The organism is Bradyrhizobium sp. USDA 4354 (genome assembly GCF_054060315.1).
Genome location: NZ_JBSSDC010000001.1, coordinates 6,325,580 through 6,348,152, shown reverse-complemented (window position 1 = coordinate 6,348,152; position 22,573 = coordinate 6,325,580). Strand labels below are relative to the sequence as shown.

Below are 22,573 nucleotides of genomic sequence, written 5' to 3'. Positions count from 1 at the left end.
TTCCGCGAAATAACTTAGCTATATCAGTCGGTTGTGAGGGGTGAAGCCGTCATCAGGCTGCTGGCGGCCGATGGCAGGTCGCGCATGTGATGGATCAGCCGGTCCGGCTTCAGCTCGGCGATCGGCACGTCCGTGTAGCCGAAGCTCACCCCGATCACGGGAACCCCGGCTCGCCGGGCGACCCCGACATCGGTTCCAGCGTCGCCAACCATGATGCTGGCCCTCACATCCCCGCCGGCCCGGGCCACCGTCTCCCGGAAAATGGTCGGATCGGGCTTCTGGACGCCAAAAGTGTCGGCGCCGCAGATCGCCGCGAAGCGGCGGCTGAGGTCGAGCTGGTCCAAGAGGCGCTTGGACAGCCATTCCAGCTTGTTGGTGCAAACCGCAAGGCGATGGCCCTGCGCTGCGAAATGATCGAGCGCGGCCTCGAGCCCCTCGAAGGGGCGGGATTCCACTGCGATATGGTCGGCGTAATAGGCAATGAAATCCGCTGTCATCCGGTCCATGTCGGCGGGGGTGACGGTGCGGCCCTCGGCCTCCAGCCCTCGCTCGATCAGCTTGCGGGCGCCGGCCCCGATCATGTTGCGGGCCGACGCCATCGGCACCGGCGGCAGGCCTTCGCGGTCGAGCACGTAATTCAGGGCAGTGATCAGGTCGGGCGCCGTATCCACAAGCGTGCCGTCGAGATCGAAGACGATGGTGTGAGACGAGGTCATGATCCAAGCGCTACCGGCCCGGTCGTATCCGCGCAAGGGGCGGGCCCATAAGATCACCTTATAGGCCTGTTCCCGCGAGAAAAACGAGGCTACATAGGCCGCCGAAAGCGGCCGCGATCGGCGGCGCATCCTTCCGAATTCAGAGGCGGGCGCACACGTGACTATGGACCAGTTGAAGCGGCAGGCTGCTGCGCGCGCCCTCGAGGAGGTGCGCGACGGCATGCAGCTCGGGCTCGGCACCGGCTCGACGGCCAAACATTTCGTCGAGCTGCTCGGCGAGCGCGTCGCCGCCGGGCTCAAGGTGATTGGCGTGCCGACCTCCGAGGCGACGCGGGCCGATGCGGAGCGTTGCGGCGTGCCGCTGACGACGCTGGATGAGATCGACCATCTCGACATCACCGTCGACGGCGCCGACGAGATCGATCCCGAGCTCAATTTGATCAAGGGCGGCGGCGGCGCGCTGCTGCGCGAGAAGATCGTGGCGGCCGCCTCGGATCGCATGATCGTGATTGCCGACGACAGCAAATGGGTGCCGACGCTCGGCAAGTTTCCGCTGCCGGTCGAGGTCATCCCGTTCGGGCTTGGCGCGACGCACCGTGCGATCGAGAAGGCATTTGCCGAATGCGGCGTTTCCGGGCAAATGGCGGTCCGCAAGGCCAAGGACGGCCACGTTTTCGTCACCGATGGCGGCCACTGGATCGTCGATGCCCAGCTCGGACGTATTGTGGATCCCCCCGGTCTCGCCAAGGCGTTGAGCGCCATCCCCGGGGTGGTCGAGCATGGCTTGTTCATCGGCTTGGCCAGCTCGGCTGTTCTGGCGGGCGGCGACGGAATCCGCGTGATTGAACGGCGAAAGCCCTAAGGAGACCAGGAATGAAGAACGTGTTGAAATTTTTGCCGGCCGCGACTCTCGCTGTGGGACTGGCCCTATCGGCCGCCCCGGCCATGGCGCAGCAGCCGGCGCCGGCCCCCAAGGCCGCCGCGGCACCGGCTCAGCCCAAGGCCTCGCCTGCGGCGATCGCAGCGGCCAGGGAGATCCTGCAGATCAAGAACGCCACCGCGATGTACACGGGCGCCGTGCCCGGTCTCGTCGAGAAGACCAAGATCGCGCTGATCCAGCAGAACCTGAACTACCAGAAGGACCTCAACGAGGTCGCGGGGGTCGTGGCCCAGCAGCTCAACGGCCGCCAGAATGAGATCGGCGAAGGCATGGCGCAGATCTATGCCAGCGAGTTCACCGAGCAGGAGCTGAAGGACCTCGTCACCTTCTACAAGTCGCCGCTGGGCAAGAAGCTGATCGAAGCCGAGCCGCGTGCCATCGGGCTCAGCATGGCCTTCATGAATTCCTGGGCCCAGAACTTCTCCGAGACCGTGATGGGCGCCTTCCGCGCCGAGATGCGCAAGCGTGGCAAGGAGATCTGATCGATCCTATCTGATCAGAGATCGTTGAAAGGGGTCGGAGTGGACAATGGCTGAATTCGACGTCGACCTCTTCGTCATCGGCGGCGGCTCGGGCGGCGTGCGTGCCGCCCGTATCGCGGCCGGCCATAGCGCGCGCGTGATGATCGCGGAAGAGTACCGCATGGGCGGCACCTGCGTGATCCGCGGCTGCGTGCCGAAGAAGCTGTTCGTGATCGGCTCGCATTTTCGTCAGGAACTCGAGGACGCTGCGGGCTTCGGCTGGACCGTTCCGCCCGCCAGCTTCGACTGGCCGACGCTGATCGCCAACAAGGACAAGGAGATCGCACGGCTGGAGGCGGCCTACACTGCCAATGTCGAGAAGTCGGGCGCGCAGATCGTCAAGAGCCGCGCGATGATCGAAGACAGGCACACCGTGCGCCTGCTCGAGAACGACAGGAAGATCACCGCGAAATACATCCTGATCGCCACCGGCGGCGCACCGAACCACGGCGCGGCGATTCCCGGCATCGAGCACGTGATCTCCTCCAACGAGGCGTTTCATCTCAAGGAGCTGCCGAAGCGGATCGTGATCCAGGGCGGCGGCTATATCGCGCTGGAATTCGCCGGCATCTTCGCCGGCTTCGGCTCCGACGTCACCGTGATCTATCGCGGCGACAACATTCTTCGCGGCTTTGACGAGGACGTGCGCACCCATGTGCGCGCCGAGATGGAGAAGCAGGGCATCACCATTCTCACCGGCTGCACGGTGACCAAGGTCGATCGCCACGGCGAGGGCCTCACCACCCATCTGTCGAACGGATCGAGCATTGGCTCCGATCAGGTGATGTTCGCGATCGGCCGCCATCCCAACGTCGCCAACCTTGGCCTCGAGAAGGCCGGCGTCGCCATCAACCCGAACAACGGCGGCATTGCGGTCGACCATTTCTCCAGGAGCTCGGTCGACAGCATCTATGCGATCGGTGACGTCACCCACCGCTTCAATCTGACGCCGGTTGCGATCCGCGAGGGCCATGCCTTCGCCGACACCGTGTTCGGCAAGCGCGAGGTGCAGGTGGACCATGCCAACATCCCCACGGCCGTGTTCTCGCAGCCGGAGGTCGGCACGGTTGGTCTCACCGAAACCGAGGCGCGCGCGCAATTCAGCCACGTCGACATCTACAAGACGACGTTCCGCCCCATCAAGGCGACGATGTCAGGCCGCGACACCCGCGTGCTGATGAAGCTCGTGGTCGACGGTGCGACCGATCGCGTGCTCGGCTGCCACATCGTCGGCGACGCCGCTGCCGAGATCACGCAAGCCGTGGCAATCGCGGTGAAGATGAAGGCGACCAAGGCCGATTTCGACGCGACCATCGCGCTGCATCCGACCGCGGCCGAAGAGCTCGTCACCATGCGCACGCCGACTGCACGCCACGTGCGTCAGGCGGCGGAGTAGCTTTCAGCCGTACAGATATCCGACCGGCTTGCCTTCGGTGCGCAGGGGACGGATGTCCTTGTGCGTGATGATCTGGCCGGCGAGGCCGTCGATCTCGTCACGCTGCGTCGGTGTCCAACTGCGCAGCTCGTTCATGCCCTTGAGCAGGCCGAGCCGCAGGACCTGGGTGTTTTCGCCGGCACCCGTGAGGCTGATAGAATCCTTGCCCGCCGTCACCACGTCGCCGGCCGAAAGCTCGAAGCTCCCGCCGGCCTTCTTCCGAAATTCGGCCGTGCCGCGAATGATGCGGTAGATCACGACCTCGCCCTTGGCGAAACAGCTCGCGTCCGCAGCGGCCGACGTGGACTTCGGCAGCAGCGAATGACCGCGCGGGTCGGTTGCGATGATATGGCCGGTGACGAGATGACCGCTGGGAATCTCGATGCCGATATCGCGCACGTAAACCGGCATCGCCGATTTGACCGCACCGCCGGCGAGCGGCTTGTACAGCGCGTCCAGCGCCAGGGGATCCTGAAGCCAGAAGCCGGCATCGGCCGGCCGGTTGTGCAGCGGATGGCTCCAGGCCACGCGCGGCGTCTCGGCTTCATTGATCTGGTCCGGACCGACGATGGTCGGGTTCGGAAACGTGGTGGGATCGGTGATGAAGGCTTCGAGGAATTTGCCTGAATAGCCCATCGAGATCGGGTCGGGCACCACCGTCTGCGGCGTCTTCAAATTCTGTTCGGTCGACAGGCCCGACCAGGTGTAGAACAGCTGGCGGTGCACGATCGCGCTTTGCAGCATCACGGCGCCGGGGCCGACGTTGTAGAAGCGGCCATCATAGTCGAAGGTGAACGCGCCCGAGGTGACCAGCACGAGCTGAAACCCGCCCGGCGGCAGATGCAGATGGAAATCGGTGGGGCCGGTGTCGGGCCGGTAGATCGGCAGATTGGTCGCGACCTCGTGCAGGAGGAAGGTCTCGTTGTTGGCGTGAAAGCCCTCGTCGGCGCGGTTGTAGAGCGCTTGCGGCCGGTACGTCGCCTCGAACTTCGCATCCCGGTCGCGATCGATCGCCACGAAATCCTGATCGTTGAGGCGCAGCCGCGCGCCGTTCGGATGGGTGAGACCGGTGAATTTGAGATCTCCGGCAGCATGCACGTTCATGGCATTCTCCGACCTGAGGCCATTCATCCCGGAGCTGGGCGCACGTAACTTGCCGCCCCTTGTCATGGCAGGGCAGGGAATTGGGCCTAATGCTGTCTTGCGAATTTTAGGCCAGTCGGAGCGCGGCGCGGCGCTGCAGGCTCGCCGGCTGCACGCGGCGCGAAAATAATCGAGATTGCACCTGAGGTTAGACGACAGGGGTCGCCAGCATGCCTGGCCTATCCGCGCAAGCCGCAAGTCGGATGGAGCGACTTATCTTGTCTAATTTGTCGGCATGTCCTGCAAGGGGCATGCAGCCGTGCCGGTTGCGGCAACCGGCAAATGCCGGCGGCTCAGCGTCTGACGCGGCTCATTCGAACGATCGACGGACGGTCCGCTCGGGCTTGCCGAACGGGCTATCGGCCCACTTCGCCATGTCCAACGCGCGCGCGTCGAAGCCCTCGCACCAGAGGCAGATCAGTTCCGCGCGGCCATTGGCCGTCAGCATCGGGACAAGCGCGTGGCCGCAGCCGGTGCAGGATGTGATGCGATTCATGCGCTTCTCCGCGATCGTCGAATTCATGAATGGCATTTTCGTTGCCGAAGCTTGCCCGGGCGCTATGACGGCGCGGGAGCGCTGCGTCCGACGAGGGCGCTCATTCCCAAGATCGCAGATGTAGCAATCCATCGTGACACTGCTGCGATGCCGTCGCTTTTTGTCGCGGAGGCGGAACATATCGCCTTCCGGATCCCGGCTCTGCGCCGCAACGTGAAGAGCGTTGCAACGCATCCCGCGACACATTTCGCCATGAGGGAACCGATGCGGCGGCTGGTCGCAGTCGTATCGCCTTGATTCCGACAGACCCCCCTTTATCTCTGAGACGAACAAGAATCCGGGCCCCTCTGGCGAGAACGCCGACAGATGTCGGCAAACCTCGTGATGTCGGATGACCTGTCCCGCGCGAATGCGATGGATCGGCCGATTGTCGGGCCTCTGTTAGTTCTCTCCGACCATTCGTCTCCATCGCAGCTCCGTGCGGCCATTTCGCAAGTTAAGGGAGCTACGATGTCTGACGCCCAAACCCCAAATCCGATCGAGATCGAGATCACGGAGCCGTTCAGCTTGAACGAGCAGGCGGCGGCCGCGTTGGTGATCGTAGGCGCGCTGGTTGCGGTTGCCGACCGGCGCGTCTCGCCGGTCGAGCGCGACGAGGTGATTCGTTTCATCAGGGATCGCAAGCTGGCGCCGCACATTTCGGACGAACGGCTCCGTGCGATGTTCGATGAACTCGCCGAACGGCTCGAAGAGCCGGATTTTGCCAATGTCGTGATCGACACGCTGCGGCCGGTTTCGAATCTGCCGCTCTCGTCCCATCTGGTGGAGCTATCGGAGCGCGTTGCTGCCGCAGATGAGGACGTACATCCCCACGAAGTGCAGGCGATCAAATTGTTGCGCTTGCTGACGCTGGTGCTGCCGCGCGCGAAGCCGGTCGTGCCGCGTGCAGCGGGCGCCGAGCTGCAGGCCACCTTGAAGGAGTAAGCATGAGCAGAGTTCCGGACGAGCGCACCATGGAAACCGAGGGCCCCACCGACCAGATGGCCGGTGGAGACCCGCGCCTGGCCAAGCTCGTCCACCGCCTGCCACCGCGCATGGGCGACACCTTTACCTATCTGCTCAAGCCGTCCAGCCGCTGGGTCAGGATTCCTTCGGGCACGCTGCTGATCGTTGGCGGTGTGCTCTCCTTCCTGCCGGTGCTCGGCGTCTGGATGCTGCCGCTCGGCCTCGCGCTACTCGCCGAGGACGTGCCTGCGCTGCGCTCCTCCCGTTCAAAGGTCTTCGACTGGATCGAGCGCCGCAAGCCGCATTGGTTTGATCCGTCGGTATCGAAGAATGGTCAAACATGACTGAATTCATCACCCCCGACGCGCTGACCGCGCTGTTCCAAGTCGTCCTGATCGACCTCGTGCTCGCCGGCGACAACGCCGTCGTGATCGGTCTCGCCGCGGCGGGCCTGCCGGCCGGGCAGCGCCGCCGGGCCATTATCGTCGGCATTGCCGCCGCCACTGCGCTGCGCATCGTCTTCGCCGGCGTCGCAACCCAGCTCCTGCAGGTCATCGGCCTGCTGCTCGCCGGCGGCGTGCTGCTGCTCTGGGTGTGCTGGAAGATGTGGCGCGAGCTGCGCGAGCAGTCTGCGCATTCCCGGCAACTCGCGTTCGGCCATGGCGGCGGCCCGGATGCTGCGCCCGTGCAGCGAAAGACCTTCGGCCAGGCGGCGGTGCAGATCGTCGCGGCCGATGTCTCGATGTCGCTTGACAACGTGCTCGCAGTCGCGGGCGCTGCGCGCGAGCATCCCTACATTCTCGTCTTCGGCCTGTTGCTGTCGGTCGCGATGATGGGCGTCGCCGCCGATTTGCTCGGCCGCGTGCTCCAGAAGCATCGCTGGGTCGGCTATGTCGGCCTCGCCATCATCATTTACGTCGCCTTCGAGATGATCTATCGGGGCTCGCTCGAGCTCGCGCCTGTTATCGCGAGTCTCTGAGGCGCTTTCCTGTCTGCAATCCGGAGTGATCAATGACGTCTGAACGCAAAGCACTTTCGGCGCCGGCCGCGCCGCAGCCGCCGATCGGCCTGTTTCCGAAACTGATCTTCGGCTCGCGCTGGCTGCAATTGCCGCTTTATATCGGCCTCATCGTCGCGCAAGCGGTCTATGTGCTGTTGTTCCTGAAGGAGCTCTGGCATCTGGTCGTGCACTCGTTCGACGCCAGCGAGCAGCAGATCATGTTGGTCGTGCTCGGGCTGATCGACGTCGTCATGATCTCGAATCTGCTGGTGATGGTGATCGTCGGCGGCTACGAGACCTTCGTCTCCCGCCTCAACCTGAGTGGACATCCGGACGAGCCGGAATGGCTCAGTCACGTCAATGCCAGCGTGCTCAAGATCAAGCTTGCGATGGCGATCATCGGCATTTCCTCGATCTCGCTGCTCAGGACCTTCATCGAGGCCGGCAATCTCGGCACCACCCGCAGCAATTTCACCGAGACCGGCGTGATGTGGCAGGTGCTGATCCACATGACCTTCATCATCTCCGCGATCGGTATCGCCTGGGTCGACCGTCTCAGCGAGAGCGGCCATCGCAAGGAGGCCGGCCACGGCTGATGAACCTGGCCGCCAGAATACCTCCCGAGCGGCCAATCCTGGAGCCCGCCTGATCGTCCGGTCGGGCGGGCGCTTTTTTCGAGATCGATAAAATTGTCCGCAATCCGTTCAGCGGCGACAAACGCTGCGGACAAGAAGAACGGCGCTTTAAACCGGGCCTTTGGAACCGATCTGCATCCTGCCCGCAAAAGGGCAGGGCATCAGCATGTCAATTTTCAGGGAGATCGTCGCAGCGGTCGCAGGAGTCTACGCGCTCCTGTTCGTCTGCGACGCATTGTTCGGTGTCGGCGAGGTGCGCTTCGACGACGCCTATTACCGCGCCAGCTTCTACGCGCCGCGGCCGAAGGAGTTTCGGTTCGCGAGCGACACGCCGCCGGCGGTGCGCGTCAGCGACGCCTTCGCACAGTTTGCGCCGGGTGAAGCCAACCCGAACAGGCGCTACTCGTCTCTGACGACCATCATCCGCTAACGCAGCCTCATTCCCCCTGAATCCATTCCGCGACGCCGCGCCACAGCGTGTCGCGGTGCTCGGGGCGGAAGAAGCCGAAATGGCCTATTCCCTTGGCGCCGACGTCGGACGGTTCGACCATGAGCACCTCCGGCTTGATCGCGGTGAATCCGCTCGCGAGCAGCTCGACCGCGGGGCGCGTGGCCCAGGGATCGTCGGAGAAGCACAGCGCGCGCAGCTCGCCCTTGAACTTGGCAAAGTTCTCGAGAGCCGGCAGTTTTGAATCGAAGAGATAGCGCGGGCTCGAGACCCATTCGGCCCATTGCAGGAAGACGCCCTTGGGCAGGTCCTCGCCGACGCCGGCCCAGCCCGGTGCGTAGCCGAGCGTGTGGGCCAGCGGCACGCCGACAAAATTCATGAAGGCGTAGACACGGTATTTCTCCGGCGAGGTCATCAGCCGCCAGGTTGCCGCCTGCGAGGCCACGAAGGCGGCGCGCGAGATGTCGCTGTTGTTCGCGATCAGCCCAAGCGCCTGGCCGCCGAAGGAATGGCCGACATAGGCAAGCGGCAGGGTGTTGTAGCGCTCGCGCATCCAGCGCACGGCGGCGGTGACGTCGAGCGCGGCCCAGTCGGACATCGAGGCCTCGAAGCCGACCAGCGATTTCGACCGGTTGTAGCCGACCACCGCCGGCAGCCGGGAGTCGCCGATGCCGCGATAGTCGTAGGTCAGCACCGCGCAGCCGCGATGGGCGAGGTAGGAGGCAAAGCCCCGATAAATCTTGCGTGGCACGGCGGTCGCTGAATTGATCAGGACGGCATGGCGCTTGGCGCCGCGCGGCAGGAACAGGGTACCCGTCAGCGCATAGCCGTCGGTCGCCGGGAAGCTGATCTCGTCGATAAAAACGTCGTCCAGTGCCGCGTCCATGGGCGGTCAGTGTCCTGTCAGTTTCTTTGCCTGCCCCAAGCAAATGCGAATTCGGCTTTGCCCGCAAGGGTTTGCGGTGCCAAATGGATTTACAACTGGCGGCCGGAAGCCAGCCTGTGTATAAGGCGGCCCTCGCAACCCCTAGATCAGGTTGTGCTTTTTGCTTCACGGAGAGATTGCGATGTCCGAGCGGTGGACGCCCGAGTCCTGGCGCAGCAAGCCGGTGCTACAGGTGCCCGAATATCCTGACGCCAAGGCTTTGGCCGACGTCGAGGCGCAGCTTGCGACCTTTCCGCCGCTGGTGTTCGCGGGCGAGGCGCGCAATCTGAAGAAGGCCTTGGGCCGCGTTGCGGCCGGCGAGGCCTTCCTGCTCCAGGGCGGCGACTGCGCCGAGAGCTTCGCCGAGCACGGTGCCAACAACATCCGCGACTTCTTCCGCGTGCTGCTGCAGATGGCGGTGGTGCTGACCTATGCCGGCGCGGTGCCGGTGGTGAAGGTCGGCCGCATTGCCGGCCAATTCGCAAAACCGCGATCATCGCCGACCGAGAAGGTGAATGGTGTCGAGCTGCCGAGCTATCGCGGCGACATCGTCAACGACATCGCCTTCACCAGGGAAGCGCGCGTGCCGGATCCGCAGCGCCAGCTGATGGCCTATCGCCAGTCGGCGGCGACGCTGAACCTGCTGCGTGCGTTCGCGACCGGCGGCTTCGCCAATCTTGGCAGCGTGCATCAATGGATGCTCGGCTTCCTGAAGGATAGTCCGCAGTCCCGTCGCTACAAGGAGCTGGCCGACCGCATCTCGGACGCGCTCAATTTCATGCGCGCCTGCGGCCTCGACCTCGAGAGCCATCCGGAGCTGCGCGCCACCGATTTCTACACCAGCCACGAGGCGCTGCTGCTCGGCTACGAGCAGGCCATGACCCGCGTCGATTCCACCACCGGCGACTGGTACGCGACCTCCGGCCACATGATCTGGATCGGCGACCGCACCCGCCAGCTCGATCACGGCCATGTCGAATATTTCCGCGGCATCAAGAACCCGATCGGGCTGAAGTGCGGCCCGTCGCTCAAGCCGGACGAGCTCTTGAAGCTGATCGACGTGCTCAACCCCGACAACGAGCCGGGTCGGCTGACGCTGATCGGCCGTTTCGGCTCCGACAAGATCGGCGAGCATCTGCCGAACATGGTCCGCGCCGTGAAGCGCGAAGGCCGGGTGGTGGTCTGGTCGTGCGATCCCATGCACGGCAACACGATCACCTCGACGTCTGGCTACAAGACGCGCCCGTTCGACCGCATCCTGTCCGAGGTGAAGTCGTTCTTCGCGATCCACGCCGCCGAAGCCACCCATGCCGGCGGCGTGCATCTGGAGATGACCGGCAAGGACGTCACCGAATGCCTCGGCGGCGCCCGCGCGATCACGGACGAGGATCTCAACGACCGCTACCACACGGTCTGCGATCCCCGCCTCAACGCCGAGCAATCCATCGATATGGCTTTCCTCGTCGCGGAGCTCCTCAAACAGGAGCGCGCCGGCAAGGCCCAGCCGATTCCGGCCGCAGCGGGGCTCTAAGACCTTGCTGCGGATTTGGAAGGCCACGATCAATTCCCGCAACGGTCTGGCCTTTGCGTTCCGGTCCGAGCAGGCCGTCCGCGAGGAGATCTTTGCGCTCCTGCTGTCGGTGCCGCTTGCCTGGTTCATCGGCGCGACCGCGATGCGCGCGGTCGAATTGGTGTGCTCCGTCGCGTTCGTGCTGACGGTCGAGCTGCTCAACACCGCGATCGAGAAGCTCGCCGACCGGCTGACCATGGATCACGACAAGCAGATCGGCCGCGTCAAGGACATGGGCTCGGCCGCGGTTGGCGTTGCGCTGTTGATGGCCGGCGCGTTCTGGATCTTTGCCATCGTCGAGCGATTGGGTTTCGTCTAACGCGGATCGAACAGGGGCGGCCATGACCGAACGTCTCAACACATTCGCGGTCACGCTCGCCCAGCTCAATCCGACCGTGGGCGACGTGGAGGGCAATGCTAGCAAGGTGCGCGCGGCGCGTGCGCGGGCAGCCGCTGACGGTGCCGATCTCGTGCTGTTTCCGGAACTGTTCATCGCCGGCTATCCGCCGGAAGACTTGGTGCAGAAGCCGGTCTTCCAGGCCACCTGCCGCGCCGCGATCGAAAGCCTCGCGCGCGACACTGCCGATGGCGGGCCCGCGATGCTGGTCGGCACGCCCTGGGTCGAGGACGGCAAGCTCTACAATGCTTGCGCGCTGCTCGACGGCGGCCGCATCTCCGCGCTGCGCTTCAAGTGCAACCTGCCGAATTACGGTGTGTTCGACGAGAAGCGGTTGTTTTCGCGCGGCCCTGCCGCAGGTCCCGTCACCGTGCGCGGCGTGCGAATTGGTGTGCCGATCTGCGAGGACATCTGGCTGGAGGAATCCGAGGACTACGAGAACGTGGTCGAGACGCTGGCCGAGACCGGCGCCGAGATCATCCTGGTGCCGAACGGCTCGCCTTACGCCCGGGACAAGAACGACGTGCGCCTGTCAGTGGCGGTCGCGCGCGTGACCGAGAGCGGGCTGCCGCTGGTCTATCTGAATCAGGTCTGCGGCCAGGACGAACTGGTGTTCGACGGCGCGTCCTTCGCGCTCAACGGCGATCTCTCGCTCGCGGCGCAACTGCCGGCATTCGAGGAAAACGTCACCACGCTGCGCTTCACCAGAAACGGCGACGACTGGCGCTGCACGGGGCCGATCGCGGAGCAGGTCGAGGGCGACAAGGCCGACTACGCCGCCTGCGTGCTGGGCTTGCGCGACTATGTCGCCAAGAACGGCTTTCCCGGCGTTCTGCTCGGCATTTCCGGCGGCATCGATTCCGCGCTGTGCGCCGCGATCGCGGTCGACGCGCTCGGCGCCGACCAGGTGCATGGCGTGATGCTGCCCTATCGCTACACGGCGGCACACTCGATCGCGGACGCCGGCGAGCTCGCCGGCCATCTCGGCATCCGCTACGAGGTCTTGCCGATCGCGGAAGCCGTGAACGGGTTCGAGACCATCCTGTCCGGCCTCTTCAAGAACCTGCCGGCTGATATCACCGAGGAAAACCTCCAGGCCCGCACCCGCGGCACGCTGCTGATGGCGATCTCCAACAAGACCGGCCTGATGGTGGTGACGACGGGCAACAAATCGGAGATGTCGGTCGGATACGCCACGCTCTATGGCGACATGAACGGCGGCTTCAACCCGATCAAGGACATCTACAAGAAGCAGGTGTTTCGCTTGGCGGCGCTGCGCAATGTCTGGAAGCCGGATGGCGCGCTCGGCCCCGGGGGCGAGGTGATCCCGCCCGACATCATCACGCGTCCGCCGACCGCGGAGTTGCGCGAGAACCAGACCGATCAGGATTCGTTGCCGCCTTACGACGTGCTCGATGCCATCCTCGAGCGCCTGGTCGAACGCGAGGAGCCCCTGGATGAGATCATCGCCGCCGGCTTCGACCGCGAGATCGTCACCCGCATCGACCATCTGCTCAACGTCGCCGAATACAAGCGCCGCCAGGCCGCGCCCGGCGTGAAGGTGACACCTAAGAATTTCGGCCGCGACCGCCGCTATCCCATCACCAACCGCTTCCGCGACAAGGGCGAGCCGTTGCCGGCGGCGGATGAGGCGCTGCTGTCACGTAGCAGCAAGGCGTCGATCGACGCATTCGAGGGTTAGCACCGGAAAGAGACGGGGGAGTCTCGCTACAAGTCCATCTGTCATCATCCGCGAAGGCGGATGATCCAGTACTCTGCGGCGGACATTGTAAAACCGACTCCTTCCGCGGAGTACTGGATGCCCCGCCTGCCGCCTACGCTAAAGCTTCGGCGCCCCTGGACCCCGACCCCGGCGAAGCCTAGGCGTAGCCGGGTCGCGGGGCATGACAGTGAGAACTCAGATTGCCGCTACGACGGGGTTACAAAGAAGAGCACTCGAAGGAAGTGGGTGTATTCGGATTCGAGCACCATGATCGCCACGAATACCAATACCGCGACCGGCGGCAGCAGGATGGCATAGGTCAAGGCCAGTCGCTCCCAGGCCATATGCATGAAGACGGCGACGATCAGGCCGGCCTTCAACACCATGAACAGCAGGATCAGCGACCACCTCAGATAGCCATGCAGGCCAAAGTAGTCGACGAGGTAGGAGCACGTGCTGAGGACGAACAACCAGCCCCAGACAACGAGGTAGAGCTTGATCGGGTGCTGTTGCCCCTTGGCGTGAACGTCTCCCGTTGCGACTGCGCCAAGCGCCGGAGCGTGGAGCCGTCCTTCCATGTGTACCGCCGCGTTTGTCATGCGCCGACCTCACCAAAGATAGAAGAATGCAAAGATGAACACCCACACGAGATCGACGAAGTGCCAGTACAGGCCCGTGATCTCGACGATCTCGTAGTACCCCTTGCGGCTCGTGAAGAAGCCGCGCCTCTCGACGTCGAAATCGCCGCGAAGGACCTTCCGCGCAATGGCGATCAGGAAGATCACACCGATCGTCACATGGGTGCCGTGGAAGCCGGTGATCATGAAGAAGCTCGCACCAAACTGCGGCGCACCCCATGGATTGCCCCAGGGCCGGACGCCCTCCATGATCAGCTTGGTCCATTCGAAGGCCTGCATTCCGACGAAGGTTGCGCCGAAGGCCGCGGTGACCAGCATCAGGATTGCGGTTCTCACGCGATCGCGGCGGTAGCCGAAATTGACGGCCATCGCCATCGTGCCGCTGCTGCTGATCAGCACGAAGGTCATGATGGCGATCAGGATCAGGGGGATGTGGTTGCCGCCGATATTGAGGGCGAAGACTTCGCTGGGATTCGGCCAGGGCACGGTCGTCGACATGCGCGCCGTCATGTAGGAGAGCAGGAAGCAACTGAAGATGAAGGTGTCGCTGAGGAGGAAGATCCACATCATGGCCTTGCCCCAGGACACGTTCTTGAAGGCGCGCTGATCGGACGCCCAGTCGGCGGCAATGCCGCGCCAGCCTTCAAGCTGCGCAGGCGATTGGCCCGGATTTGTCAGCACGGTCTCAGCCATCTGGTCTCGCCTCCCTAGCTCAGCAATTGGCGGCAGATGTTGACGAAATCGTCGGTCCACCCCGTGAGAAGACCGAGCAGGACAAGCCAGACCAGCAGCAGGAAGTGCCAGTAGATGGCGCACAGCTCCACGCTCAAGCGCATGTCGGCGATCTCGGCGCCGCGCCACATCTTGGCTGAGGTTCGGCCCAAGGCCACCAGACCGCCCGTCAGATGCAGCCCGTGCACTGCGGTCAACAGGTAGAAGAAGGAATTCGCCGGATTGGACGCCACGAAATATCCGGCAGCCCCGAGCCGTTGCCAGGCCAGCAGCTGCCCGGCGAGGAAGATCACGGCAGATGCGCCGCCCGCGAGCAGACCGATGATGACGCCTTCAGTATCGTCTCGGCGCGCGGCCACGTACGAGGATTGCAGCGCGATACTGCTCAGGACCAGAACGCCCGTGTTGACCCACAGCAGCCGCGGTACCGGCAGCGGCCGCCAGTCCACCACGCCCATGCGCATCGAGTAGGCGCTGATGAAGAGGACGAACAATGCGCTCGCGACAGCGAGAAACACGCCAAGTCCGACCTTCGCTGCCGGCCAGGTCATGGCATCCCCGCCAGGGAAGTCTCCGACCGGGCCTTCCTCCAGCCAGGGCTTGGCCGTCAGCCGCTGCTGCGACAGCCACCATCCGGCGATCACCGCAAGCACAGCCAGAAACAGGATAATGGCGCTCACGAAGCAGCTCCCTGAACGAGCTGCGTCGCGCGTGGCGGCTGGTTCTGCGGAATGAAGTCCTCCGCGGCGCCGGGCACACTGTAATCATAGGCCCAACGGTACACGACCGGGAGCTCCTTGCCCCAGTTGCCGTGCCCTGGAGGCGTTTCCGGCGTCTGCCACTCCAGCGTCGTCGCCCGCCACGGATTGCCGCCTGAGGCCTCACCTTTGAAGAAGCTCCAGGCCAGATTGAACAGAAACACCAGCTGGCTGAAGCCGACGGCCAAGGCCACCACGGACATGAAGGCGTTGAGTGAATGGGCCGAGGACGGGATGAACGTCGTATCCCCGAGTTCGAAATACCGGCGCGGAACCCCGAGCAGTCCAAGATAGTGCATGGGGAAGAAGATCAGGTAGGCGCCCAGGAAGGTGACCCAGAAGTGAAACTTGCCCAGGGCCTCATTCAGCATCCGCCCCGTTACCTTGGGGTACCAATGGTAGATCGCGCCGAGCACGACCATGATTGGCGCCACGCCCATCACCATGTGGAAATGCGCGACCACGAACATGGTATCGGAGAGGGGAACGTCCACGACAACGTTGCCGAGGAAGAGGCCGGTGAGCCCGCCGTTCACGAAGGTGATGATGAAGCCGAGGGCGAACAGCATCGGCACCGTGAGATGAATGTCGCCGCGCCACAGGGTTAGCACCCAGTTGTAGACCTTGATCGCGGTGGGGATCGCGATGATGAGTGTCGTGGTGGCGAAGAAGTACCCGAATTGCGGGAACATGCCGCTCACATACATGTGGTGCGCCCACACGATGAAGCTGAGCGCGCCGATGGCCACGATCGCCCAGACCATCATGCGGTAACCAAAGATGTTCTTGCGCGCATGCGTGCTGATCAGATCGGAGACGATGCCGAAGGCGGGCAGGGCGACGATGTAGACTTCGGGATGGCCGAAGAACCAGAACAGGTGCTGGAAGAGCAGCGGGCTGCCGCCGCCATACTTCGACAATTGCCCCATCTCGACGAGGGAGGGCATGAAGAAGCTGGTTCCCAAGAGACGGTCGAGCAGCAGCATGACCGAGGCAACGAACAGGGCAGGGAATGCCAGGAGCGCCATGACGGTCGCCGTGAAAATGCCCCACACCGTCAGGGGCAAGCGCATCAACGTCATGCCGCGGGTGCGCGCCTGGAGCACCGTCACCACATAATTCAGCCCGCCCATGGTGAAGCCGATGATGAACAGGATCAGGGACGACATCATGAGAATGATGCCCCAATCCTGCCCGGGCGTTCCGGAGAGGATTGCTTGCGGCGGGTAGAGCGTCCAGCCGGCGCCGGTGGGGCCGCCGGGCACGAAGAACGTCGAGGCCAGCACCAGGACTGCGAGCAGGTAGACCCAGTAGCTCAGCATGTTGACATAAGGGAAGACCATGTCCCGGGCGCCGACCATCAGCGGGATCAGGTAGTTGCCGAAGCCGCCCAGGAACAACGCGGTGAGCAGATAGATCACCATGATCATGCCGTGCATGGTGATGAACTGGAGATACTGGTTGGCGTCGATGAAAGAGAAGGTGCCGGGGAATCCCAGTTGCAGCCGCATCAGCCACGACAGCACCAGGGCCACCAGCCCGATGGCCGTGGCCGTCAGCGAGTACTGAATGGCGATCACCTTGGCGTCCTGCGAGAACACATAGCGTGTCCACCAGCTCCGCGGATGATAGAGCTCGACGTCAGGCACTTCGGCGGGCGGGATGCCGGGGCTCCCTTCATATGGAATATCGACCATAGAAACCTCCTCGGTCGTTTCCATCGGGGTGAGGCGTTGTCCTCATGCACCCGATCTATCTTCGCGCCGGCAGCTTGTTACTTGCCGCCGGATTCATACCTCGCCTTCACGATGGCTTTTGCCGGCGATAGTTCTGCGAACGTTTTTTGTTGCTCCAGCCAGGCGTGATATTCACCCTCTTCGTCGACGATGACCTTGGCCCGCATCTGATAGTGAGCGGCGCCGCAAAGCTCCGCACAGAGAACATCGAACGTTCCGGTTCGGATCGGCGTGATCCAGAAATAGGTCACCATGCCTGGAACCATGTCCATCTTGGCCCGGAACTCGGGCACGTAGAAATCGTGCAGGACATCAACCGAGCGGAGGAGAACCTTGACCGGCTTTCCCACTTGGAGGTGCAGGTCGCCGTTCTCGATCACGACGTCGTCCTGCGCGTGTTGGTCGTCACGATTGAGCCCCATCGGATTGTCGGAAGCGATGCTGCGGACATCGGATGTGCCCAATCGCCCGTCCTTGCCGGGAAGGCGGAAGCTCCATTGCCATTGCTGGCCCATGACCTCGACCTCGGTGGCATCCGCCGGCACCGTCACGAACTGGTGCCAGACCACGAGGCCAGGCGCCAGCATGGCGGCGACGCCGACGCCGGTCCCGACGCTCAGCCACCATTCGAGCTTTTTGTTTTCCGGATTGTAGTCGGCCCGTCTTCCCTCCTTGTGGTGAAAGCGGAGGACGCAGTAGGCCATGAAGGCGATCACCGCGACGAATACAAAGCCCGTGATCCAGAACGTGATGTTGATGGTGTGGTCGATATAGGCCCAGTTCGTGGCGATCGGCGTCCACCACCACGGGCTGTAGATGTGAAACAGCACCGAGCCGATCGCGACCAGAAGCAATATCAGTGCGACAGCCATCCTGATCCATCCTTGCCATTGAAGGCTACGGATACGAATCCAGGGCGGAGCTCATGTCTGTCGCGATGGCTGGCCTTTCTTGATTGGCACCTATGCCATCGCCGGCCTCTTGCCTCGCCCATTCCACTGGTCGCGAAATCAAGAGAACGCTCGCGACCATCAACTCTAGGGGCGTCCGCGTCTAAAATGATACCAGCCTAATCCGGCGTCAATAGAGCAATGTAGGTGCCCCAAAGTGGTGTGACTGCCGTGCTGGCAAACCGACAAGTCTGGATGATGCAACGCACAAATCCGTGCTGGCGCACAATTCACCCAACCGTGAGTGCAGCCGTGCCCCGCGCGCGCTAAGCTTGCGAGGCAGGTCGCGACGGGTTCCGTCCGGCCAGGCTCGTTTGCTGAACCTGGGTGACCGAACCGATCCATCGCGTTTTCTGCTCATCCGGCGGACACGCGTGGCTGGAAAGCGCGTGTTATCGAAACCGCGATTTTCAGCACGGGAGGTCCGTTCATGGCCACTCTGTACTCCCACGACATCAGGCGGCACGCATTCGGCGAAGCGGCCTCCTATCCCATTCGCAAGATCAGCTTGTCCGACCTGACCGACGCCCTGCGCCTGGGTTGGGAGGATTTCCAGGCGATGCCGAGCCACGCGATCGTCGTGTGCCTGATCTATCCCGTTCTCGGTCTCGTCCTGTTCAGGATGGTGCTCGGCTATTCGGTGCTGCCGCTACTGTTTCCGCTGGCCGCCGGCTTCGCCTTGATCGGTCCTTTTGCCGCGATCGGTCTCTACGAGCTCAGCCGTCGTCGCGAGCGCGGCGAGGAGGTCGAAGCATGGGATGCGATCAAGGTGCTGCGCGCACCGTCGTTCGGCGCCATGATCGAGCTCGGCGTGCTCCTGCTGGTCCTGTTCGGGGCCTGGATTGGTGTCGCGAACGCGATCTATGTCGCAATCTTCGGTCACGCTGCGGCCGCAAGCATTCCCGACTTCGCAACGCGCGTGCTGACGACACCGGAAGGCTGGTCGCTCATCATCGTCGGTTGCGGTGTCGGCTTCCTGTTTGCGCTGGTGGCATTGTGCGTCAGCGTCGTGTCATTTCCGTTGATGCTCGACCGGCATGCGACCGCGATCGACGCGATCCGCACGTCGCTGCGAGCGGTGGCGGCGAATCCGGTTGCGATGGCCGGATGGGGCTTCATCGTGGCGGCGCTGCTCGTGATCGGCTCGCTGCCGCTCTTCGTCGGCCTCGCCGTCGTTCTGCCGGTGCTCGGTCATGCCACCTGGCACCTCTATCGGCGGGTGGTCGAGCCCAATCCGAACCCACCGGACGCACTGCCGCCGCCCCCGAAGGGCAGGCGCTACGCAGCAGACTTTCCGGCCAATCTTTTCCCGTGGAGCCGCGAGGGCGAGTAGTAGCGCGCGTTTGAGGGATAACGGTTGCGAGTGAGACGGGCGATTGTGCCCTTGAATTGCTGTCATCATCCGCGAAAGCGGATGATCAAGTACCCTGCGGCGCTGGGCGTCACGGAGTACTGGATGCCCCGCCTTCGCGGGGCATGACAGTAAAAGCAGGGCTGCCTACTTTTGCTGCTGCGGCAGGAAGGTGGGGCCGACCGAGCGGATCGGCTTGTTCTCGGAGTTGGCAGTTGTGCCGGTATCCGCCGGCGGTGCCGCTGCCGGTGCGGTGGCCGTCGTCGGCGCCGGGCTCGCGCCCTTCTTCGCATTGGCAGGCGTGCCCTTGTTGAGCCGCTGCTGCTGCATCTTCCTGGCGCTCTCCTCGGTGACGATGATGTCGCCCTGCTGCTCGGCCGCGGCCTTGTCGTCGGCCGATTTCAGCGCATCCGCCCAGGTCTGGCCCGCCGCCTTGCAGGAGCAAGACGGGTTGAACTCGCTGCGGAATTTGAACGCGGTCGGCAGCGCGGTGTAGGGCTGACCGCCGATCGAGACCGCCGAGTTCATGTCTTCGCCGGGATTGCGATGGGTGTAGAGCACGGCTTCGGCAGCCGGGCACAGCGCCTTGCAGGTCTTCTCGTCGTCGGGGAAGCGCGCCGGCACGGTGGCGAACGAGATCGGGAAATAGGCGCCATCGCAGGTACGCACGCACACGGTGCGGAAAGTGCCGGATTGCGGGCCGAGATCGGACGGCGGCACGGCTTGCGGGTTGTTCGGGTTATTGCCGCCGCCGAACAAGTTGCTCAGGAAGTTGCCGCCGCCCTGTGACTGCGCGGCATTGGCATATTGCGGGCCGCAATTGTTCTGCGCCAGCGCCATCAGCACCGAGCGGCGCTGGTTGTCGCGCTCCGGGCTGAAGCCCCCCGCGCCGCCGCGCAGGCGTTCGAGATTGCCGGTGATCTGATCCAGATTGGCGCGCATCTGTTGGATCTGGGTATTGACCGGACCGCACTGCGCCGACTGGCCGTTGAACAGCGAAAAGAAGCCGGAGGAATCGCAGCCCATGCGCTTGGCTTGCATGGTGACGCGGTCGAGCTCGGCCTGCTGCTTGGCCTGGGAATCCTGATAGCGGCGGATCTGCTCTTCGCGCGCGGGGTCGCCGCCGCCGCGATCGAGCGCCGCGAGCTGGCCTTCCAGTCGCACGCACATCGGGTTCGGTCCGAGCCCGTTCTGGCCGGGCTGAGGCGGCGGCCCAGGCGGTCCGGCCTGCGCGGAAGCGCCGGTGGCGAGCACGACGGTGCTCAGGAGCACGGTGCAGGCAAGGAGGAAGCGGGCACGGGAGAGCGACAAAATTTCAGGCATATCCGCCATTCTAGCGAGGTCACGGCCCCAAGTGACTTTCCATATGACGTTGGGGGCCGAAGCGCGCCCTCCAATAGCCGCTTCCCGCGGCATCGTCACGTCGTTTCAGGGCCAAGGATTGGGCCTAAGGTCCGCCAGCTCCGAGCGAATTCAGCGCTGGCAGGTGATTGCGACATATTCGTCGCAACGGCCATGGGAGCAGTTTGCGCCGGATTTGGGGACGGAGCCGGTAATTTCGTCGGGATCGACCCGGCGATAGCTTGATGCCTGGGCAAAATCTCGTGACTTGCAGTAGGTGCGCGCGGCGGATGCGCCGCATTTTTCGCCCCTGGCCAGGCACTGGTCGATGCCGTAGCCATCCGCCTGATTGGCAATGATGAAGACGCGGGTCTCGGCGCAAGCGCTGGGTGCTGCAAGGATCGAGGCGCCAAAAATGAGCGCGAGCAGGGATCGCATGAAAATACCGGGGCAAAAAATGAAGGAATCGCCGGTTCCAGAATGGCCTCAAATGGTTAGGGGATCATGAACCATCAGGGCGGGCCGCCGCGCTTTGCGGAGATAAAGCGGCGTTTTCGCGGCTCTCTTGACGTGGGACCGCCTCATAGCCCATATGTCGCCTTATGAACGGTCTCCTCGCCATTTGCGCCATTTGCCGCGAGATTACGAGCTAGCGATTCGCTGGCTGGAGCCGTCTTTTCTCAACCACATTGAGAGCCTTGGACGCCCGGCCGAGAGGGATGGGTTGTCATGGAATTGCGTCTTTACGATACGCTGAGCCGGGAAAAGCGGACCTTTGTGCCGCTCGATGCGAGCAACGTCCGCATGTATGTCTGCGGACCGACCGTCTATGACTTCGCCCATATCGGCAATGCGCGGCCAGTGATCGTGTTCGACGTACTGTTTCGGCTGCTGCGCCAGCTCTATGGCGAAGCGCATGTCAAATATGTCCGCAACATCACCGACGTCGACGACAAGATCAACGACCGCGCCGCGCGGGATTTTCCGGGCCTGCCGCTGAACGAGGCCATTCGCAAGGTCACCGAGCAGACTGGAAAACAGTTTCATGCCGACGTCGATGCGCTAGGGGCGCTTCGGCCGAGCGTCGAGCCGCGCGCGACCGAGCATATTGGGGAGATGCGCGAGATCATCGAGAAGCTGGTCGCCGGCGGCTTCGCCTATGTCGCCGAGGACCATGTGCTGTTCTCGCCGCAGGCGATGAACGCGGCCAATGCCGGGCTGCCGCGCTACGGTGCGCTCTCCAACCGCTCGCTGGACGAGATGGTCGCGGGCGCCCGCGTCGATGTCGCGCCCTATAAGAAGGGCAACACTGACTTCGTGCTGTGGAAGCCGTCCAAGCCGGGCGAGCCGTCATGGCCGTCGCCGGCTGGCATTGCCGCGCAGGGCCGCCCCGGCTGGCACATCGAGTGCTCGGCCATGGCCTGGAAGCATCTCGGCGAGCACTTCGACATCCATGGCGGCGGCATCGATCTCGTGTTTCCGCATCACGAGAACGAGGTGGCGCAGACCTGCTGCGCCTTCCACCAGCAGCGCATGGCGAACACCTGGATGCACAACGGCTTCCTGCAGGTCGAGGGCGAGAAGATGTCGAAGAGCCTCGGCAACTTCATCACCATCCATGAGCTGCTTGCGGACTGGCCCGGTGAGGTGTTGCGTCTGAATATGCTGAAGACGCATTACCGCTCGCCGATCGACTGGACCATGAAGTCGCTGGAAGAGAGCGCCAAGACGCTCGACGACTGGTATCGCGTCGCGGCCGATGTCGCGCCCACCGAGCCGGCTGCGTCCGTGATCGAGCCCCTGCTCGACGACCTCAACACGCCGCTCGCGATCGCGGCGCTGCACGGCCTGCGCGGCAACGATATCGCTGGTCTCGCGGGCTCGTTGCGGTTGCTCGGATTCCTGTCGGAGAGCGCGGCACAGTGGGAAGGGCGCAAGCAGCAGGCGAGCGGTGTCGATGCCAACGAGGTCGAGCGTCTGATCGCAGAGCGGACGGCCGCCCGTAGCCGCAAGGATTTTAAGGAATCCGACCGCATCCGCGATCTGCTCGCTGCGATGGGCGTTGCGATCAAGGATTCCAAGGAAGGGACGACCTGGGAGATCGCGCGATGAA

General features: G+C 63.7%; 24 protein-coding genes. 13 read left to right on the top strand and 11 right to left on the bottom strand.

Annotated elements, in window-relative coordinates; all coding sequences use genetic code 11:
- Nucleotides 1-23 precede the first annotated feature (23 nt).
- Nucleotides 24-716, bottom strand: a complete 693-nt coding sequence (locus tag ACVIIV_RS29660; protein WP_456747321.1) for an HAD family hydrolase — start codon at nucleotides 714-716, stop codon at nucleotides 24-26.
- A gap of 157 nt (nucleotides 717-873) precedes the next feature.
- On the opposite strand from ACVIIV_RS29660, the gene rpiA reads away from it, so the two are divergent.
- The 3 genes from rpiA to gor are packed head-to-tail and all read left to right on the top strand — an operon-like array spanning nucleotide 874 to nucleotide 3,573.
- Nucleotides 874-1,578 carry a ribose-5-phosphate isomerase RpiA gene (gene rpiA, locus ACVIIV_RS29655; RefSeq protein ID WP_456747320.1) on the top strand — a complete coding sequence of 235 codons (705 nt, stop codon included), beginning with the start codon at nucleotides 874-876 and terminating at the stop codon, nucleotides 1,576-1,578.
- An 11-nt stretch (nucleotides 1,579-1,589) separates the two neighbouring features.
- On the top strand, nucleotides 1,590-2,138 hold the full coding sequence (locus ACVIIV_RS29650) for a DUF2059 domain-containing protein (protein ID WP_456747319.1): 549 nt from the start codon (nucleotides 1,590-1,592) through the stop codon (nucleotides 2,136-2,138).
- Between the two features lie 46 nt (nucleotides 2,139-2,184).
- On the top strand, nucleotides 2,185-3,573 hold the full coding sequence (gene gor, locus ACVIIV_RS29645) for a glutathione-disulfide reductase (RefSeq protein WP_456747318.1): 1,389 nt from the start codon (nucleotides 2,185-2,187) through the stop codon (nucleotides 3,571-3,573).
- 3 nt (nucleotides 3,574-3,576) lie between these two features.
- On the opposite strand, the gene ACVIIV_RS29640 is transcribed toward gor, so the two are convergent.
- Both ACVIIV_RS29640 and ACVIIV_RS29635 read right to left on the bottom strand, forming a co-directional pair.
- Complete coding sequence (locus ACVIIV_RS29640; RefSeq protein WP_456747317.1) at nucleotides 3,577-4,716, bottom strand: hypothetical protein; 1,140 nt, start codon at nucleotides 4,714-4,716, stop codon at nucleotides 3,577-3,579.
- 349 nt (nucleotides 4,717-5,065) lie between these two features.
- On the bottom strand, nucleotides 5,066-5,251 hold the full coding sequence (locus ACVIIV_RS29635) for a hypothetical protein (RefSeq protein ID WP_456747316.1): 186 nt from the start codon (nucleotides 5,249-5,251) through the stop codon (nucleotides 5,066-5,068).
- A gap of 510 nt (nucleotides 5,252-5,761) precedes the next feature.
- On the opposite strand from ACVIIV_RS29635, the gene ACVIIV_RS29630 reads away from it, so the two are divergent.
- The 5 genes from ACVIIV_RS29630 to ACVIIV_RS29610 all read left to right on the top strand — a co-directional run bounded on the left by ACVIIV_RS29630 (nucleotide 5,762) and on the right by ACVIIV_RS29610 (nucleotide 8,321).
- Nucleotides 5,762-6,235, top strand: a complete 474-nt coding sequence (locus tag ACVIIV_RS29630) for a tellurite resistance TerB family protein (RefSeq protein ID WP_456747315.1) — start codon at nucleotides 5,762-5,764, stop codon at nucleotides 6,233-6,235.
- A gap of 2 nt (nucleotides 6,236-6,237) precedes the next feature.
- Nucleotides 6,238-6,600 (top strand): hypothetical protein, encoded by a 363-nt coding sequence (locus ACVIIV_RS29625; RefSeq protein WP_456747314.1) that lies wholly within the window; start codon nucleotides 6,238-6,240, stop codon nucleotides 6,598-6,600.
- Nucleotides 6,597-7,235 (top strand): TerC family protein, encoded by a 639-nt coding sequence (locus ACVIIV_RS29620; protein WP_456747313.1) that lies wholly within the window; start codon nucleotides 6,597-6,599, stop codon nucleotides 7,233-7,235. Before ACVIIV_RS29625 ends, ACVIIV_RS29620 begins: the two co-directional genes overlap by 4 nt.
- A 32-nt stretch (nucleotides 7,236-7,267) precedes the next feature.
- Nucleotides 7,268-7,852 (top strand): TIGR00645 family protein, encoded by a 585-nt coding sequence (locus ACVIIV_RS29615; protein WP_456747312.1) that lies wholly within the window; start codon nucleotides 7,268-7,270, stop codon nucleotides 7,850-7,852.
- A 205-nt stretch (nucleotides 7,853-8,057) separates the two neighbouring features.
- Nucleotides 8,058-8,321: a hypothetical protein gene (locus ACVIIV_RS29610; protein WP_456747311.1), complete on the top strand. Its 264-nt coding sequence runs from the start codon at nucleotides 8,058-8,060 to the stop codon at nucleotides 8,319-8,321.
- Between the two features lie 7 nt (nucleotides 8,322-8,328).
- On the opposite strand, the gene ACVIIV_RS29605 is transcribed toward ACVIIV_RS29610, so the two are convergent.
- Complete coding sequence (locus ACVIIV_RS29605) at nucleotides 8,329-9,225, bottom strand: alpha/beta hydrolase family protein (RefSeq protein ID WP_456747310.1); 897 nt, start codon at nucleotides 9,223-9,225, stop codon at nucleotides 8,329-8,331.
- A 181-nt stretch (nucleotides 9,226-9,406) separates the two neighbouring features.
- Here ACVIIV_RS29605 and ACVIIV_RS29600 point away from each other — a divergent pair, with 181 nt between their 5' ends.
- Genes ACVIIV_RS29600 through ACVIIV_RS29590 form a run of 3 tightly spaced genes read left to right on the top strand, consistent with a single transcriptional unit; the run spans nucleotide 9,407 to nucleotide 12,933 of the window.
- On the top strand, nucleotides 9,407-10,795 hold the full coding sequence (locus ACVIIV_RS29600; protein ID WP_456747309.1) for a class II 3-deoxy-7-phosphoheptulonate synthase: 1,389 nt from the start codon (nucleotides 9,407-9,409) through the stop codon (nucleotides 10,793-10,795).
- A 4-nt stretch (nucleotides 10,796-10,799) separates the two neighbouring features.
- Nucleotides 10,800-11,153: a diacylglycerol kinase gene (locus tag ACVIIV_RS29595; protein WP_456747308.1), complete on the top strand. Its 354-nt coding sequence runs from the start codon at nucleotides 10,800-10,802 to the stop codon at nucleotides 11,151-11,153.
- 22 nt (nucleotides 11,154-11,175) lie between these two features.
- Nucleotides 11,176-12,933 carry an NAD+ synthase gene (locus tag ACVIIV_RS29590; protein ID WP_456747307.1) on the top strand — a complete coding sequence of 586 codons (1,758 nt, stop codon included), beginning with the start codon at nucleotides 11,176-11,178 and terminating at the stop codon, nucleotides 12,931-12,933.
- A gap of 227 nt (nucleotides 12,934-13,160) precedes the next feature.
- Here ACVIIV_RS29590 and ACVIIV_RS29585 read toward each other — a convergent pair whose 3' ends face one another.
- The 5 genes from ACVIIV_RS29585 to ACVIIV_RS29565 form a co-directional block, all read right to left on the bottom strand.
- Complete coding sequence (locus ACVIIV_RS29585) at nucleotides 13,161-13,553, bottom strand: cytochrome C oxidase subunit IV family protein (protein ID WP_456747306.1); 393 nt, start codon at nucleotides 13,551-13,553, stop codon at nucleotides 13,161-13,163.
- Nucleotides 13,554-13,562: 9 nt separating this feature from the next.
- Nucleotides 13,563-14,285 carry a heme-copper oxidase subunit III family protein gene (locus ACVIIV_RS29580; RefSeq protein WP_456747305.1) on the bottom strand — a complete coding sequence of 241 codons (723 nt, stop codon included), beginning with the start codon at nucleotides 14,283-14,285 and terminating at the stop codon, nucleotides 13,563-13,565.
- Nucleotides 14,286-14,299: 14 nt separating this feature from the next.
- Nucleotides 14,300-15,004: a cytochrome c oxidase subunit 3 gene (locus ACVIIV_RS29575; protein ID WP_456747304.1), complete on the bottom strand. Its 705-nt coding sequence runs from the start codon at nucleotides 15,002-15,004 to the stop codon at nucleotides 14,300-14,302.
- A complete protein-coding gene (locus tag ACVIIV_RS29570; RefSeq protein ID WP_456747303.1) occupies nucleotides 15,001-16,779 on the bottom strand; it encodes a cbb3-type cytochrome c oxidase subunit I in 1,779 nt (592 codons plus the stop codon). Before ACVIIV_RS29570 ends, ACVIIV_RS29575 begins: the two co-directional genes overlap by 4 nt.
- 77 nt (nucleotides 16,780-16,856) lie before the next feature.
- On the bottom strand, nucleotides 16,857-17,690 hold the full coding sequence (locus ACVIIV_RS29565; protein ID WP_456747302.1) for a cytochrome c oxidase subunit II: 834 nt from the start codon (nucleotides 17,688-17,690) through the stop codon (nucleotides 16,857-16,859).
- Between the two features lie 508 nt (nucleotides 17,691-18,198).
- On the opposite strand from ACVIIV_RS29565, the gene ACVIIV_RS29560 reads away from it, so the two are divergent.
- Nucleotides 18,199-19,101, top strand: coding sequence for a DUF2189 domain-containing protein (locus ACVIIV_RS29560; protein ID WP_456747301.1), 903 nt, complete (start codon nucleotides 18,199-18,201; stop codon nucleotides 19,099-19,101).
- Nucleotides 19,102-19,266: 165 nt separating this feature from the next.
- Here the strand turns inward: ACVIIV_RS29560 and ACVIIV_RS29555 are convergent, their stop codons facing one another.
- Nucleotides 19,267-20,451 (bottom strand): DUF2865 domain-containing protein, encoded by a 1,185-nt coding sequence (locus ACVIIV_RS29555; protein ID WP_456747300.1) that lies wholly within the window; start codon nucleotides 20,449-20,451, stop codon nucleotides 19,267-19,269.
- Nucleotides 20,452-20,592: 141 nt separating this feature from the next.
- The gene (locus tag ACVIIV_RS29550; protein WP_456747299.1) at nucleotides 20,593-20,898 is read right to left on the bottom strand and encodes a hypothetical protein; all 306 of its coding nucleotides are present in this window, start codon (nucleotides 20,896-20,898) and stop codon (nucleotides 20,593-20,595) included.
- Nucleotides 20,899-21,189: 291 nt separating this feature from the next.
- On the opposite strand from ACVIIV_RS29550, the gene cysS reads away from it, so the two are divergent.
- Nucleotides 21,190-22,572 (top strand): cysteine--tRNA ligase, encoded by a 1,383-nt coding sequence (cysS, locus tag ACVIIV_RS29545; protein ID WP_456747298.1) that lies wholly within the window; start codon nucleotides 21,190-21,192, stop codon nucleotides 22,570-22,572.
- The last annotated feature ends 1 nt before the right edge of the window (nucleotide 22,573 follow it).